The 15,336-nt window shown below is 36.1% G+C and carries 14 protein-coding genes, 1 tRNA gene and 1 pseudogene; 6 read left to right on the plus strand and 10 right to left on the minus strand.

Annotated features, from left to right (window positions below; all coding sequences use genetic code 11):
• Positions 1–28 precede the first annotated feature (28 nt).
• Entirely contained in the window at positions 29–892 is an 864-nt protein-coding gene (locus tag ACR30L_RS13115; RefSeq protein WP_435234698.1) for an SMP-30/gluconolactonase/LRE family protein, read from the minus strand.
• 545 nt (positions 893–1,437) lie between these two features.
• Between ACR30L_RS13115 and ACR30L_RS13120 the strand changes: the two genes are divergently transcribed.
• The 4 genes from ACR30L_RS13120 to ACR30L_RS13135 all read left to right on the plus strand — a co-directional run bounded on the left by ACR30L_RS13120 (position 1,438) and on the right by ACR30L_RS13135 (position 4,645).
• On the plus strand, positions 1,438–1,743 hold the full coding sequence (locus tag ACR30L_RS13120; protein WP_435234699.1) for a PTS sugar transporter subunit IIB: 306 nt from the start codon (positions 1,438–1,440) through the stop codon (positions 1,741–1,743).
• Positions 1,744–1,758: 15 nt separating this feature from the next.
• The gene (locus tag ACR30L_RS13125; protein WP_435234700.1) at positions 1,759–3,042 is read left to right on the plus strand and encodes a PTS sugar transporter subunit IIC; all 1,284 of its coding nucleotides are present in this window, start codon (positions 1,759–1,761) and stop codon (positions 3,040–3,042) included.
• A gap of 83 nt (positions 3,043–3,125) precedes the next feature.
• Positions 3,126–3,479, plus strand: coding sequence for a PTS lactose/cellobiose transporter subunit IIA (locus ACR30L_RS13130; RefSeq protein WP_435234701.1), 354 nt, complete (start codon positions 3,126–3,128; stop codon positions 3,477–3,479).
• A 137-nt stretch (positions 3,480–3,616) separates the two neighbouring features.
• A complete protein-coding gene (locus ACR30L_RS13135; RefSeq protein WP_435234702.1) occupies positions 3,617–4,645 on the plus strand; it encodes a LacI family DNA-binding transcriptional regulator in 1,029 nt (342 codons plus the stop codon).
• 77 nt (positions 4,646–4,722) lie between these two features.
• Here the strand turns inward: ACR30L_RS13135 and ACR30L_RS13140 are convergent, their stop codons facing one another.
• The 5 genes from ACR30L_RS13140 to ACR30L_RS13160 form a co-directional block, all read right to left on the minus strand.
• Complete coding sequence (locus ACR30L_RS13140; RefSeq protein ID WP_435234703.1) at positions 4,723–5,859, minus strand: hypothetical protein; 1,137 nt, start codon at positions 5,857–5,859, stop codon at positions 4,723–4,725.
• A 185-nt stretch (positions 5,860–6,044) separates the two neighbouring features.
• Entirely contained in the window at positions 6,045–6,593 is a 549-nt protein-coding gene (locus tag ACR30L_RS13145; RefSeq protein ID WP_435234704.1) for an NADAR family protein, read from the minus strand.
• Positions 6,594–6,772: 179 nt separating this feature from the next.
• Positions 6,773–7,954 (minus strand): amino acid ABC transporter substrate-binding protein, encoded by a 1,182-nt coding sequence (locus tag ACR30L_RS13150; RefSeq protein ID WP_435234705.1) that lies wholly within the window; start codon positions 7,952–7,954, stop codon positions 6,773–6,775.
• A 690-nt stretch (positions 7,955–8,644) separates the two neighbouring features.
• Positions 8,645–8,735 (minus strand) — tRNA-Ser (locus ACR30L_RS13155).
• Positions 8,736–8,956: 221 nt separating this feature from the next.
• On the minus strand, positions 8,957–9,865 hold the full coding sequence (locus ACR30L_RS13160; RefSeq protein ID WP_435234706.1) for a LysR family transcriptional regulator: 909 nt from the start codon (positions 9,863–9,865) through the stop codon (positions 8,957–8,959).
• Between the two features lie 134 nt (positions 9,866–9,999).
• Here ACR30L_RS13160 and ACR30L_RS13165 point away from each other — a divergent pair, with 134 nt between their 5' ends.
• Positions 10,000–10,446, plus strand: a complete 447-nt coding sequence (locus ACR30L_RS13165) for a DoxX family protein (RefSeq protein ID WP_435234707.1) — start codon at positions 10,000–10,002, stop codon at positions 10,444–10,446.
• Between the two features lie 141 nt (positions 10,447–10,587).
• Here the strand turns inward: ACR30L_RS13165 and mtgA are convergent, their stop codons facing one another.
• Positions 10,588–11,271 carry a monofunctional biosynthetic peptidoglycan transglycosylase gene (gene mtgA, locus ACR30L_RS13170; RefSeq protein WP_435234708.1) on the minus strand — a complete coding sequence of 228 codons (684 nt, stop codon included), beginning with the start codon at positions 11,269–11,271 and terminating at the stop codon, positions 10,588–10,590.
• 96 nt (positions 11,272–11,367) lie between these two features.
• On the opposite strand from mtgA, the pseudogene ACR30L_RS13175 reads away from it, so the two are divergent.
• Positions 11,368–11,619: pseudogene (locus tag ACR30L_RS13175) on the plus strand (IS3 family transposase); the annotation flags it as partial.
• 918 nt (positions 11,620–12,537) lie between these two features.
• On the opposite strand, the gene ACR30L_RS13180 reads toward ACR30L_RS13175, so the two are convergent.
• From ACR30L_RS13180 to gapS4a, 3 genes are all read right to left on the minus strand, one after another.
• Complete coding sequence (locus ACR30L_RS13180) at positions 12,538–12,885, minus strand: hypothetical protein (protein ID WP_435234709.1); 348 nt, start codon at positions 12,883–12,885, stop codon at positions 12,538–12,540.
• A 208-nt stretch (positions 12,886–13,093) separates the two neighbouring features.
• On the minus strand, positions 13,094–14,227 hold the full coding sequence (gene gapS4b / locus ACR30L_RS13185) for a GapS4b family protein (protein ID WP_435234710.1): 1,134 nt from the start codon (positions 14,225–14,227) through the stop codon (positions 13,094–13,096).
• Positions 14,220–15,173: a GapS4a family protein gene (gene gapS4a / locus ACR30L_RS13190; protein WP_435234711.1), complete on the minus strand. Its 954-nt coding sequence runs from the start codon at positions 15,171–15,173 to the stop codon at positions 14,220–14,222. The genes gapS4b and gapS4a overlap by 8 nt, the downstream gene beginning before the upstream one ends.
• Positions 15,174–15,336: the final 163 nt, after the last annotated feature.

Raw genomic sequence — 15,336 nt, forward strand, 5'->3', positions numbered from 1 at the left:
CTTCTTAACCGAGAAGAGCTCTCCAACACTATCCAGCAAACCGTGACTCAATAATCCCTGGATAAGGAGCACGATAACGTAACAAACTTCCTTCTAAGGGATTAGCCTTCAATTGCTGCTCACTTAACTGCTGATTGGCACTGGTTATATACATGGTTTGTAAATCAACACCACCAAAGGTCACCATTGTTGGATTAGTCACGGGCACAGTTAATTCCTGCAATAATCGCCCATCGGGACTAATACACAAAATTTCTCCGCCACCATATAAAGCACTCCAGTAATTCCCCAAACTATCAACACTACCACCATCGGGTCGGCCTTTATTATCAGAGACTTGATAAAATAGACGTTGATTAGTTGCTATACCCGTTTGTACATCATAATCACATTGATAGATTGAACGCTGCGGGGTATCTGACCAATATAATGTAGTACCATCAGGACTGAATGCTAGACCATTACAAGTCCAACTCCGTCCAATCAAGCGTTTTATTTGATGCATTGCATTGATTTGATAAAACTGCCCAAACGTGTCGTTTTTATCGGGATTCATTGTCCCAGCAATAAAACGCCCTTGTTTATCACAACGACCATCGTTAAAGCGATGACGCGGAAAATCCGACTCTGGATCATTCAAATGTTGCATCGGACCATTAAAACTATCAACCCGCCAAAATCCAGAACTTCCCGCTAAAATAAATCCTCCTGATTCACAGAGAGCAAAGCACCCTATTTCCTCTGAAAACTGCCTAAATATATGCTCTCCACTCTGACTATTGAAACCATGTAGCTGTTGATTAATTATATCAACCCACCATAGCATTTGCTTTTTTTCATCCCAGCGAGGACATTCCCCTAGAGTAAAACATTGTGTTAATACCGATTCCATTATTTGATCCTTTTACCTCAATTATAAATCCATACAAAATTAAGGTTGTTTACATTTCTCTTAACCTCAGCTCTGGATAACGGAAGCGAAATAAATCTAAGTATCAATCACTTAAAAAATATTTCATACAGTACTGTATCTTTAGCTTTAGCTTTAGCTTTAGCTTTAGCTTATCCAGAATTAAGGTTACTTAATCAAAATGAGTGATACTTATTTTATTAATAATATGCTCCCTTTAACCTAAACTTCATCGCCGAAGGAAAAACATTGATGACGGTAACGGATTAAATGAATGCCCTCTCTGCTAAAGAAAATTAATAATAAGTATTAATATGGCCTGCTAGCCACTTTAACGACATACATTGATTAATAAATCGTGATATTAATCGGTAGCACATTAATAAAGTAGCACAATTTTTTGCTATCGCTCACATTTCAAACCAAATGGTACCGGTTTCGGAAACCGGTACCATTTTATATGATATACTCATTTCATCCAATAACGAAACAAGTACTAACACGTTACATTAATCAGGAGTTATCCAATGAAAAAAATATTTCTTTGTTGTTCTGCCGGAATGTCTACCAGTATGGTCGTCGAAAAAATGAAACAAGCTGCCATCGATAAAGGAGTTGATGTAGAGATCACTGCGGTCGGAATGGATGAATTTGAAATCACCCTACCCGAATTCGATTGCTGCCTATTGGGCCCACAAATTAAATACAAATTAGCCGACTTTAAAGTGAAAGGCGATGCACTTGGTAAACCCGTTGGCGTCATTAATGCGATGGATTATGGCATGATGAAGGGCGATAAAATTCTTGACCAAGCACTCACCATGATTGGTTAATATTAGGAGAATATCATGTCTAACGTATTTTTCGATTTTATTGAAAATAAAATTGCTCCCGTAGCCGGTGCGTTTGCTTCACAGCGACATATCGGTGCAGTTCGGGATGGATTTATTGGCGCAATGCCCTTTATGATCGTTGGGTCATTTCTATTGGTATTTGCTTTCCCTCCCTTCTCCGCAGACACCACCTTTGCATTTGGTCAATGGTGGATAGAAATGTCGCAACGTTACTTTGACCAGATCATGACTCCCTTCAATATGTCCATGGGGATCATGTCTTGTTATATCAGTGCCGGCATCGCCTACAATCTGGCACTACATTATAAATTAGACGCTTTTCCAACGTCGATGCTATCGCTAATGACCTTTCTATTAATTGCAGCGCCCATGGAAGACGGGAAATTATCCGCCTCTTTCCTGGGTGGTACAGGTATCTTTACCACTATTATTGTTGCAATTTATGTCACTGAATTGACCCGCTTTCTTAAAGACAAGAATATTGGCATAAAATTACCCGAGCAAGTACCACCTAAAATTCGCCAATCCTTCGATCTGTTAATTCCTGCTATGGTCGTAATATTAACTATTTACCCAGTTAATTTATTTATCGACGGACAATTCGGCATGATTATCCCCGAAGCAATTATGGATGTATTCAAACCTTTAATTTCGGCATCGGATTCATTGCCCGCTATTCTTTTAGCTGTTTTTATTGCCCATGCACTTTGGTTTGCTGGTATTCACGGTGCTGCAATTGTTGCAGGTATTATGTCGCCGTTCTGGTTAGTTAACCTCGGCTTAAATCAAGATGCACTTGCTGCCGGTAATGCATTACCAGCCACTTTTGTTGAACCTCTTTGGAGCTTCTTTATCGTCGTCGGTGGTTCTGGTGCCACCTTTGGGTTAGTTTTACTCTACCTTCGTAGTAAATCGGTTCATCTAAAATCCATCGGAAAATTATGTATCGTGCCATCGATATTTAATATTAATGAACCGGTCATTTTCGGTAGCCCGATTGTAATGAACCCAATCATGTTTTTCCCCTTCATTGGTGCACCGATGATCAATGCCACCATTGCTTATATTGCAGTCAGTACCGATTTAGTGGGTAAAGCCGTATCACTGGTTCCTTGGACAGCACCAGCGCCAATTGGTGCCTCTTGGGCAGCGGGATGGATACCAAGTAACGGTTTACTGGTATTAGCATTAATCGCATTGGATATCGCCATTTACTATCCGTTCTTCAAAATATATGAAAAAGAACTACTCAAACAAGAAGAAACCGACGCAGCTTAAACGCAGTATTAAATAATAAAACAAATAATAATGGGAGCCATAAATTGACTCCCCTCACCGAATAAAAATAGTAGGAGAAAATAATGCAAGCACAAACAACTGACCAAATAACAGCATCCCCACTTGATAATTTAGAAGAAACAGTAATGGAATTAATTATCAATGCAGGCGAATCAAAAAGCTGTGCCATGCAAGCCCTTTATGCCGCAAAAGCAGGTAAATGGGATGATGTTGATGGATTACTTGAAGAAGCAACTGCGGCCTCTAAACGTGCTCATAAAGTTCAAACCGCACTTATTGGTATGGATCAAGGCACCGGAAACGTACAAGTTAACTTAATCATGGTACATGCACAGGACCATATAATGACGGCTATGTTAGCAAGAGAGTTAATTGAAGAGTTAATTGATGTTCACCGCAAACTGCAAGATAAATAAATCCCACTAAACTATCTTTGATTTATCCTTTAATTGATTGAAAAATTTTAGATAGTTTAAAATCTGTTGACCTTATTTATCAAAAAAAAATGGGGGTCAACAGCGCTTATCCAACAATGCATTCAAAGGAATTATCAATGAGTACCATTGGCGATGTATGCAAATTAGCAGGAGTCTCTAAAACCACGGTGTCACGCGTTATCAATGGAACGGGACAAGTTAAACAATCGACCAAAGATATTGTTCAAAAAGCCATGGAACAACTCGGTTATCGACCTAATAGCCTTGCACAAAGCTTAGCCCGTAACCAAACAAACACCATCGGATTAGTTGTATCAGACTTTCAAAACGCCTATTTTAGCACTCTACTTAAACAAACCTCTGCCAGCGCGAAACACGTACATAAAGAATTAATGGTAACCGATGGACATAATAATGCCGACCTTGAATACGAAGCAATACAGCGTTTGCAAGATCATCGCTGTGATGCCATCGTTTTATACAGTCGCAAAATGTCGGAGGCGCAATTAACTAAACTTAAACAACAATTAAATGTGCCTTTGGTATTAATCAACCGACAACTCTCAGCCCCTCTTTTTCATACGGTCACCTTTAATCAAGCAGGAGCAGTACAAATGATGCTCAATAACCTAATTAGTTATGGCCATCGAAAAATAGCTTGTATCACTGGGCCAATGAATCGGCCGTCAAGTCAAACACGATTAAATGCCTATCGGGATACACTAAAAAGTCATGCCATTTCCTTTAACCCTAATATCGTGCTTAACAGTAATTATGAAATTCAAGGTGGTTACGATGCTTGCCAAACATTAATTCGCAACCAAGACCCCTTCAGTGCAGTCTTTGCTTTCAATGACGATATGGCATTAGGTGCATTAAAAGCATTAACCGAGGCAGGTATTTCAGTACCAGAACAGATTTCCGTCGCCGGCATTGATAATATTCCCATGAGCCGTTTCTCACACCCTTCACTTAGCACCGTTTATTTGCCGATCCAAGAAATGACTAAACGAGCTGTTGAAATAGCATTAATGCTCGCAGCTGGAAAAACCTGTCCGATAGCCTCTCAATTTAATGGTACTTTAATTCAACATGACTCAGTCTTACCGCTCAACTCAGTTAAACAAAACTGGTTTAAGTGCTGAAAACTGAAATAGATTTACTGTTAGCATAAGGCTTAACTAAGTAAACCATTAGCGACACTATCCACCATTAACCGGTATTATTGTACGTTGAATGTCACTTGCTTACTCAGTCTACCATCAATAAATATATTGATTTCATAAGGACCTGGCACATCACTATTGTCTAACGTAATTGATAAATGAGTTTCATCAGAAAAATGAAATGTTGAAGTTTCTATTGCTTTTCGTTCTGAAGTAGGAAGATGAATATTTAACTCGGATAAGTTATCAATAATTTTTTTTGAAGATTTAATCATGTAATGAACATCAAAATCGCCACTTTTTTCTATTATGCAACCAAACGAAAATTCAGGGGACTCGGTTTCAGTGACATATGGAATATCTAATGTATTAGTTTTGAGGTAATAATGACTCTCTTTATGGCCGAGTATACCGCAGGTAATTGATTCTTCGCTTAACACCTCCCCCTTCATTGTCATTCCGATTAATTCACTTTCTAAGTCCTTGGGCTTAAAAACAAGTTGCATAAATGCGTTGCCATTCTCAAATTCACAATCCTGTTTTATAACAAACACATCCGATTGCTCAATTTCAACACTCGCAAAATTCTTGCATTGTTTAAGTTTTCCAAGGTAGGAATGTTTAGAAAATAAGTTTTTGTATGCCTCCTCATTTTTTAAAAAATTAGAAGCTGCTATATATTTCTTCATCACACTATGATCCCAGTTTAATGAAATATCATTGGTAAACGAGACCACCGTATTCAACGTACTAAGCGATATATTCTTATCACCTAGTGTTGCAGATTTTATGTCTATTTGATCATGGGGATTGTTTTGTTGGACAAGGTCTGCTGCATCGTCGATGCTAGATGGATTACTTTTTTGCAAATCTTTAATCTTACCGCGTTTAATTGCTTCTGCTTCTATGGCTTTCCTTTGCCATTCAAGATGAGCGCGTTCCCGAGCCTTTTCATCTTTTACTTGGCTCACTAATACACTTAAATTTATAATAATTACCGTAATAATTAATAGGACTACTATTTTAATGGATACCACTTTATTAAATTTTCTGCCAATAAAGTGACTAATTGGAGGAAGTAAGAGTAAAGAAATAAGTATTAAGGCCCCTCCTCCTAATCGAGTTTTAACCATCAAGAGCAAACCCAACAGAACAAAAAACACACCAAATATCCATTTTAATGCAAGACACACATACTTCATTTATTTCATCCATGAATAAAAACAAGGCGGTGCAATGTCTAAACTTACGTTAACAAAGCAGCCATATAATAAAATTAATTATTATAAAACAATAAGTTGAATATTCATATTTACATTACTTGCAAAAGACAAATATGTCGACGACACAACGCCTATCCTTATTACTTGAGTACTTCCTAGGATTGAATAATTTTGCGTGTTTCCATTAAAGCAAAGCCCAATAGGTTTTCACCTTTCCAAAGGTTAGGGTTTTCGGAAGATTTATTATCCTCAGCTAAACCAATTCCCCACACTTTGTCTACGGGACTTGCTTCAACGAGGACTCGATGATGAGTGTTTAACAAAAATTCCTTAAGTGCCGCATTACTTTGAAATTTTGCCACATTTGCTTTTACAACAATTTCAAATCTTTTAGCTAACCATATTTCTTCATTAAATCCTAAAACTTCACGACCTATTGATTTTGCTTCACCAGGATTTTTAGCGCGTAACACTTTTTCCGCAGAGTTAACGTCATTAAATAACATCGCTTTGTGGAACATCATATAATGTTCTGCGGTGATAAATTTATTTCCATCAGCTGAAAATGGCGAATCATACCATTGTGAAAAACAAGTTTTAGAAATACCAACATCCGGCTTTTTGTGCCCCCAAAAGAAGACATATTTCACTTTATTTCCGTAGTTAACATATTCTACTAATTCTTTTTTACTTCTAATTTCCATTTATAAAAACCTAATGTAAGGGTAAAAATGCCTATGTAACGAGGCTATTGCCTCTCTTATTTAGTTTAAATAAACATCACAATAATTTACAGCTACCGGGAATTCAAAAGATTATTCTATTTTCGATAACAAATTGAATAAACTCGAGTATCAATCACTTTATAGGTAAAATATAACGATTAATTAATACCTAATCTCAATGCGCCCGTTGCAATATCTGAAGGAAAAATAACAACCGGTTTACCATTCTGAATTTGGAAAACTAATGGTGCAGATACATTATTTTGTCCGTTTTTTCCAAATCTGATAGGGCCCCAAAAGGTCGTCTCATCAATTTGCGCAAGCGACTCTCTGACCAACTCGCCTTTAATACTATTTGAACGTTCGATAGCAAGTTGAAAAAGCGCACCAGCAAGAGCTGAAGAAGCTTCAACATAATCAGGTAATGTCCCATAACGTTTTTGGAAAAGCGTTACAAAATTGGCCGTTGTGCCAAAAATATCTTTACCTGTATATTGAACGGCAGGATACCACCACCCCGTACTGGTAATATTTTCAGCTAACTCTCCTGTGGCCTCGATAAACTCTTGGTATGCAGGAGCTGCAATCATCGTCAATAACGAAGCTGTCACACCGAATTTTGACATTTCCTTACGCAGCAAAACTAAATCAGATGTATAACCAAGTGCAACAATCCAAGCCGGATTTACTGTTTTTAATTTCTGTAATAGCGCCGAATGTTCTCGCGCTCCAATCGCGTACTGTTGGTAAAAAATAATTTTAATATCTTCTTTTTTAGCGGCTTTTATCAGCTCACGCGCAATTGATAAAGGAAAAAGATCCTTACGTACAATCAATGCAACACTATTAATTTGAGGCAAGGTTTGTTTGATTAAATGCACGAGTGGATCAATTAATGTTTTATTGGGGGTAAATATTCCGAAAATGTATTTATGCCCTCGACTATAAGTTTGAAAGGAAGAGGCCGTCACGGCAATCATTGGGATATGATATTTTTCAGCTATTGGCGAAGCTTCTTTTGCAGCTTTAGATCCATAGGGTGCAAAAAGAAAATTAACTTTATTTTTAATGATCAGGGTTTCCACGGCTTTTCGCGCGTTTTTTGAGTCCGATTGATAATCAAAATACGTTATTTTAACCCGATGATTGACCCCATTTACCTTAATACCACCTTCCTCATTAACCATTTCAGCCCAAAGATCATAACCTCTTTGCTGCTTTCCTGCTTCTAAGGATAGCTTCCCCGTTAAAGGCAATGGTGCACCTATCTGTATAATAGGATTTGCGTAGCTGTATATGCTTGCTAACAACAATAAAACAGACAAAAAAATTCGATGCATTAAGAATAACTCTTCATTAAAATCAATATAATAGGCACCTCTCTATTATAGCATAACTATCGCTAACACTATTTACTCGCCTATCAACATGCAAAATATTCCAGTAAATATTGACATAAAATAAAAGGATCAGTGACAAGTTCAATAACCAGTACCGCCGCTATGCAAACATAGGTCTTGGTGAGTAGTGACTTGACAGTTTTTGAAGTAATAAGAAGAAATTATATATACCCGTTACCATTCAAGATGCAAAAATCAGCAAGACGAGAGGTGAGCAGATTCTAGGCATAAAGGTGAAGATCTAACGGGTAAATCGAGACTTTATAACAATGAAGATGTTTGCCTCTCGTCTTGCCCTGCGGGTCACTAGCTCGTTTCTTATAAACCATGGCAATACTGCGTTATAACTTTCGATAAGGACTAGCCATTAAAGATGTAAAGTCTTGTTTTTACATCTACCGATAGAGGATTAACGCAGTTAATCGCTCGAAAGGTCATCATGTTACGCCTTGCCTTGGTATCCGAGCTAGTGACTGATAAGCGCATCTTGATTGGTAACGGGTATATATCGAAAGATAAAGGAATGCTGCAATACAGTATTAATATTTGAACGAGTGACCCGTAGGGCAATAAGATATAAAAAGTCAGAAACGAAAAAAGGCTTCTCAATGAGAAGCCTTTTTTCTTATTTGGCGGAGGAGGTCGGATTTGAACCGACGGAGAGCTATTAACCCTCGCTGGTTTTCAAGACCAGTGCATTCAGCCGCTCTGCCACCCCTCCGAACGACGTGCATAATACAGACTAACGGGTTCATTTGTAAAGCATTAACTGTTAAAAATAATGAAAAACTTTAGTTTGCATAGCAAATAGACACAAAGCTATCATTTTATAAACAATTGTATTTACAGATGATTTAATTTATCCCTCTTCCAAGTCCGTACCACACTAAAAATACAAGCAGAGAATGATTCACCAATAATAGAATATGTACTTATTCGCAATTAAAACCTATCCCAATAAGGCAATTCGCCATAATAATCACTGATAAAATCAATAAAAACACTCAGTTTATTAGCGATAAGTTTTCGATGAGGATACACCACATACAACCCCATTAAATCGGGTTCATAATCGTCAAGAATAATGGTTAACTTACCTTGCTTTATCGCTTCACCAACAATAAATGTAGGCTGTAATAGGTAACCTTCTCCCCCAATCGCAGCTTCAACAAGAATATCGCCATTGTTACACGACATACTCGGACGCTGCTCTTTGATTGAACGTTTTAACGCATTCATTAATGGCAGCTGCGGCTGATTATATTCCATGTAACTATAATGTAGAAAATGTTCAGGAATCAGTTGATCTGGATGTTGAGGTATACCGTTTCTGTTTAGATAATCCGGTGATGCGCAAACCACCAATCGAATTGGCGCAATACGTTTTGCAATCAATGATGAGCTTTTCAATTGGCCAATACGTAACGCTACATCAAAGCCTTCTTCAATCACATCAATTTTGCGATCATTTAACTGTAAATTAATACCAACAGCAGGATTCACACCCTTAAAATCTCTGAGCAAAGGTGCTAAATGCCTGGTTGCAAAGGAAACAGGCGCATTTATCCTCAATACTCCCTGAGCTTCGTGCTTAAATTGTCCCAAACCGCCTTCCATATCCTGAATACTCTCAAGTATATGTTGAACATGCTCGATACACTGCTCCCCTTCTTCCGTCAGACGAACTTTCCGCGTTGTTCGATTAAATAACCGAACACCTAAATGCGCTTCTAAATGTGAAACATACTTACTCACCAGTTGATTTGACGTCCCTAATTTTTCTGCAGCCTTAGTAAAGCTCCCTTCACTTGAAACAGTAAGAAAGGCCTTCATCGTATCGAGTTTATCCACCAGCATCCCCTTAACAATTACCAACAATTTATTGGCAATACCCCAACGAAACCGATCTTTATCATTTAAAGATAGAACAGTAAACTTATTTTCAATCTAAATCAGTTAAACAAGATAAATAACAAGGATAAAAAATGAATACACAATTCCTAAACAAAATACTGCAGTCCCATGATGGATTAGGCTCTTTAGCAATTCGACTGCCCGTTGGTACGGTGCTTGTAGCTCATGGTGCACAAAAACTATTTGGTTGGTTTGGCGGCTATGGGTTAACTGGCACCGGACAATGGATGGCAAGCATTGGCCTTGAGCCAGGTTTCCTAATGGCATTATTGGCAGGAAGTGCGGAATTCTTTGGTGGCTTAGCCATAATATTAGGTTTGTTAACACGTCCAGCCGCATTACTCTGTGCCTTCACGATGCTCATCGCAATCTTTAGCGTACATATTGGTAATGGATTATTTATCAGTAACAATGGTATTGAATATGCGCTTACATTATTAGCAGCGACCCTCGCACTTACCATTCAAGGTGGTGGACGCTTTTCTATCGATAATAAACTACACAATCAACTTAATTAAAGCGTTAAATCCCTCAACTATGTTCCCCCGAGGGCTTTTTGTGATTGGTTGAATTTTACAGGTGGGCCTATAAACCGTGCCTTTTTTTATTTTCTCACTGCCATTCAAGATGCAATAACATCTTTTAAATCGCAATGGGGATCATTCTTCTAAAATAGATTTTAAATAATCGGTACCAAGCTGACGCATTTGTCGTTCAATCCAGGTAACACGAAGATTAAGATTTGCGGTCAAATTTCGCGGATCACGTGTTTTGGGACTGGGTAATAACACCGCTAATTGCGCTGCTTGGCGAGTTGTAAGTTGACTCGCCGATTTCCCATAGTAATGGCGGCTAGCAGCCTCAACACCATAAATCCCCTTACCAAATTCAGCGACATTTAAATACACTTCTAAAATACGTCGCTTCCCCCAAAGCCCTTCGAGACTGAATGCTAAACCAACTTCTAATCCTTTACGAATAAAACTTCGGCCAGACCATAAAAAAATATTCTTTGCCGTTTGCTGTGTGATAGTACTTGCGCCACGCAAACCATCGCCATCACTATATTGCTCAATAGCATTAATAATCGCGGTAAAATCAACACCAATATGCTCAGGAAAACGTTGATCTTCCGATGCCACAACCGCCAATGGCATCGATGACGGTAGTTTATCAATGCTTATCCATTTTTGTGTCACAGGATAAGGGCTCTGCAACATAAACGCAGTCGTCGGCAAAGGGACAAACCGAAATAACAATACAATTAACACCATGAGTAAAGCTAAACGCCATAAAATATACCAAACCTTACTCAACAAACTAGACTTACGCTTCTTTGTCATATTTTCTCTCATAAAAGCTGATACTCATTTTTATTTTTACCAACCGAATGGGCAAAGTAAAAGAAGAATTTTATGATTTAGGTTAACTTTGTACCAGCACATAAGTTTGTAGGCAGTATGAGCAAAAAAGGATGTTGCTGGGATAATGCAGTAGCAGAAAGCTTTTTCGGTAGCTTAAAACAAGAGAGAGTCCATTGGCGCAATTACCGAACACGCTATGCAGGTCAGCAAGATGTATTGAATTACATCACGATGTGGTACAACAGCCAGCGGATGCATTCATACCTAAATTATCAAAGTCCCAATGCATTTGAGCGTATGGGTAAACCATTAAAAGAAGTAGCTTAAAGAACTTAACTAGGGTGACCGAATTAAGTTGACCAGGTCACTTTGGTCAAATCAAAAAGGTTATACCAATTGTATTAAATATGTGATCTAAATTTTGCGCTGGAAAAATGGTTTAGTTTGAGGCGAAAGTTGATGTAATTGTTCCCTTAACGAAACTTTCAACAAAGAAATAAACTATTTTAACCAGCAAAATAGATCTGCTAATTATTACGATTGGTATTATATGATTTTATAATAATTGCACAGCCAATACTTCTCACCAAGGCGATAAAAAATAGTCAGCAACATTGGCACTAAAAAATAGAATAGGATAAAAATGGATAGGTTTTCAAATATAGTTGTTTGGATCGTTTTTGCCCGTAAAAATTAGCTTATGTTTTGTCTCTATTTTTTGAGCTGAACTATTCATTTTTTTCATTGAAAAAGACTGTTTAAAATACTTTCCTTGCTCATATAAATAGCATTTTACAAGGCGAAAATGAAGCTTACCACTGTTAATTTGTGGCCATAGCATATACGACAAATCATCAAAATAAGAATCGTATTATCTAGCGGTTTCAATTGCAAGTTCTGTTACTTTTTTCACTCCTAATTTTGTATCATCTTCAAAAGAGAAAGATATTACAGAATGCACATACAGGTATTTTTGGCGGAGGTTAGTAGATAATTAAGCATTTGTATCAGCGGATAAAATAAAGTTATCTACAAGCTGTTTAGACTCGTTTCCATCATCAATATTTATAAAATAACCGCTATTTGAATACACACCGATCAAGCGAGGGTTTATATCTGAATTAAAGCCTTTTTTGTTTTTACTGTTATAACGAACAACGTTTCTTAATTGTCATAAATTCTTACCTTTGTGGGCTAATGTGAATATAGCCATATATTATTTATTCCTCCCATTATAGAAAGGAATCACTTTTTTATTAAAGTAGTTTTTGGCTTTAATACCTGCATTAAAAACTCACGCATTTTATTTAATTCAGAATTATCAATTTGACCGTTTTCATTCGCTGTTTTAGCCAGTTGATTTAAGTTATTAGCGTATTTGTTCAAGTGATTGAACACTCTTGCAAAATACCCTTCTTGATCAATATAAACCTTTTTCAAGCCTTTCTTTTCAATCATCAGAAATAAAATAACAGCTTCCCAACTATTGAACTTACCAATCTTTTTTAGATCTTGTAATTCATCAAAAACTGGATCATCTAATCGAATATTGATCCTTTTTCTTTCTGTTTTTATCTCTTTATTATTTTTCATAAAAATCCCTTTTAGTTATCCAAATTCAATGTGGAAAATAACTAGCGATCTTTAATTTTTTAATCCTTTAAATTAGTTTACTAATTTCTATTTTTGTAGAAAATCAAGTAGATCGGGGCACCCGGCCTGAAACTTACAATATAGTCAGGAAATCATATATATGGAGGAAGTCAAATTATATGTAAAGCCTTAAACAAGACTCAATTTACTATTTTGGTAAACTGTTTATATTATCAATAGTTGAATATTGCTTATATAAAGTAAGCTTCGACTCTTCTAGTTGACTCAATAAAACTTCTTTCATTTTGCTTTGAGTTATTCCTGTTTTATTTTCTTTAAATTTAACCCCACTTACACGTATCAAAAGCTCTGCGTCTAAGGCTCCTTTAGCGACAAAATCGGGGAACTCAAAAGAAATACTACATGTTCCATTATAATCACTAAAATCAAACGTATAAGAAGCTTCTACCTTATGCATCTGAATATGTTTATGTAATTCTTTCTTTTTAATAAAAAAAGTTGAATGTAATTTTTTCCCTTGAATAACGAGGTTTTGAACTTTTTCTTGCATCCAGGATATCTCATCAGGAAAATCCATAGATGTATCAGGACAAAAGCCGATATCCTTAGTATCTTTAAAATATAACTCATACGCCATTTGCTTTTGGCTTAAATCTTGAAAAAAATTAATTCGGCTTTCATTTGTAAAATCTTTGAAGTGAATTTTTTTTACTTTTTCAGTATTTTTTACACAACCTGCATCTTTTAATTTTTTTATAAAGTCAGATGCAATTTTGTTTGCAACTTCTTTGGTCTCTTCCGAAGTATGCGAAAGGCTTATATTAATATCCAAAGTGTCATCTTTTTTTCTAAATTTCACCTTCCCTGTAAATTGAGAAGTATTTTTATTCCAACTTTGCGTGTAATCATAACGCTCTATGCTAAAATCTAATTCAATGTGATTACTATCATTTTCGACTGTTTTAAAAGCTGGATTTCCTAATAATTTATAATTTGAAAATTCCTTCTTTACAACATCATTTATTTTATAATCGGTAGGTATTGCTACCATTAAAGAAGAGCTATCACTTTCACATTTTATTGATTGTGTTTGTCTTTTAGGATTAGCTTCCCTTACTTTCAAATTTTCATTAAGTTCAATTAATTCTAATGGGGTAATGCCTGTTCGCACCAATATCGGTATATATGATATTTTTTCTTCTAGGGAAACAAAGATCCCTCTCTTTCTTACGATAGTTCTTAAATCAGACTTCGATATCCCAGAATCATTTAAAAACTCTCTTAATGCATCTCCATATGGTAATAAATATTTTTTATTCATTAATTAAATTCCTAAAATCATTGATATAAGACTTAACTACAATGTTGAGAGATTTATGTTTATCATTTTTCAAACGCTTAGCTCTTTTTAGCACAGGATCATCTTTCAATGGATCATACTCAGGAAATAAAAAGACGAAATCACCAGTGAAATCTTGAGATACATCACTTACTAGATATAATAATCTATTAATTGTTTCTTCTGAAAAATCTTCTCGACTTGCTACACAAAAAGAAACTTTTTTATTAGAGCGATCAATTAGCCTAAAAGGGATAATATTTGAAGTTAAATACTCAACAGGCAGAACACTACCATATTTTGCAATTTCAGGATCCTTATAATTAGATGAGCTAAAAGCATAATGAAAATAGTAATCAGATTCTCTAAAATTATTTCGTATATAATTTATAGAGTTATAAATAAAGGCGGCTCTACTATTGTCAACGATATGTATCGTTGAAAAATTCAATGTTTTATCAAGGTTAATATTGGAAACTTTACTAACGATATCTTGCTCCGATTCTTTATGGTTAGATAGCCAAAAAAGAACCCCTGTATCATTAGCTTTCTCAATCCCCGACATTTCATAGTCTTCATTATTTTGTGCTCTAAGATCTGATTTCATAAAACATTCTACTGTTTCGGCTAAATCTTTTAAGTGTTCCTTAAACTTAGAGGAAGGATTTACAGGGTAGGCACTATTTGTATATTTAACAGATAATATGATATTTTCTAGAGTAAAATCTTGTAGCTGAGACCTTGATGAAAAAAAAGCATCTATACCGTGCGTGGTTCTTTCTTTTTGTGCACTTGCACGTTTATGCTTGCTAGGTGAATGACAATTGATAGACTCGTCATCCTGAAAATCCCCCCAACCAATAATAGAAAGAAATTCAGAAACTAATTTCTCTCCTTTTTCACCAATTTTTCTTGATAACTCTCCCATATAAATCCTTTCTTAGTTATATACCTATAACAAGTTAATAATAAAGAATTAATTATAATGAAATGAACAGGAAAGGATATTAAATACTGATTATTTAATGATGTATTGTGTAATGTTTGAAGTCATGCTAAAACTAAACAACTAATAATTGTTTATTTATGGG

This window comes from Psychromonas saccharinae (assembly GCF_051201515.1).
Lineage (GTDB): Bacteria > Pseudomonadota > Gammaproteobacteria > Enterobacterales > Psychromonadaceae > Psychromonas.

Bases quoted from the DNA above. Each gene is read 5' to 3' on its own strand.
- gapS4a (WP_435234711.1), bottom strand. From the start codon at position 15,173: ATGGGAGAGTTATCAAGAAAAATTGGTGAAAAAGGAGAGAAATTAGTT.
- ACR30L_RS13115 (WP_435234698.1), bottom strand. From the start codon at position 892: ATGGAATCGGTATTAACACAATGTTTTACTCTAGGGGAATGTCCTCGC.
- ACR30L_RS13130 (WP_435234701.1), top strand. From the start codon at position 3,126: ATGCAAGCACAAACAACTGACCAAATAACAGCATCCCCACTTGATAAT.
- ACR30L_RS13120 (WP_435234699.1), top strand. From the start codon at position 1,438: ATGAAAAAAATATTTCTTTGTTGTTCTGCCGGAATGTCTACCAGTATG.
- ACR30L_RS13165 (WP_435234707.1), top strand. From the start codon at position 10,000: ATGAATACACAATTCCTAAACAAAATACTGCAGTCCCATGATGGATTA.
- ACR30L_RS13135 (WP_435234702.1), top strand. From the start codon at position 3,617: ATGAGTACCATTGGCGATGTATGCAAATTAGCAGGAGTCTCTAAAACC.
- ACR30L_RS13125 (WP_435234700.1), top strand. From the start codon at position 1,759: ATGTCTAACGTATTTTTCGATTTTATTGAAAATAAAATTGCTCCCGTA.
- mtgA (WP_435234708.1), bottom strand. From the start codon at position 11,271: ATGACAAAGAAGCGTAAGTCTAGTTTGTTGAGTAAGGTTTGGTATATT.
- ACR30L_RS13180 (WP_435234709.1), bottom strand. From the start codon at position 12,885: ATGAAAAATAATAAAGAGATAAAAACAGAAAGAAAAAGGATCAATATT.
- gapS4b (WP_435234710.1), bottom strand. From the start codon at position 14,227: ATGAATAAAAAATATTTATTACCATATGGAGATGCATTAAGAGAGTTT.
- ACR30L_RS13150 (WP_435234705.1), bottom strand. From the start codon at position 7,954: ATGCATCGAATTTTTTTGTCTGTTTTATTGTTGTTAGCAAGCATATAC.
- ACR30L_RS13145 (WP_435234704.1), bottom strand. From the start codon at position 6,593: ATGGAAATTAGAAGTAAAAAAGAATTAGTAGAATATGTTAACTACGGA.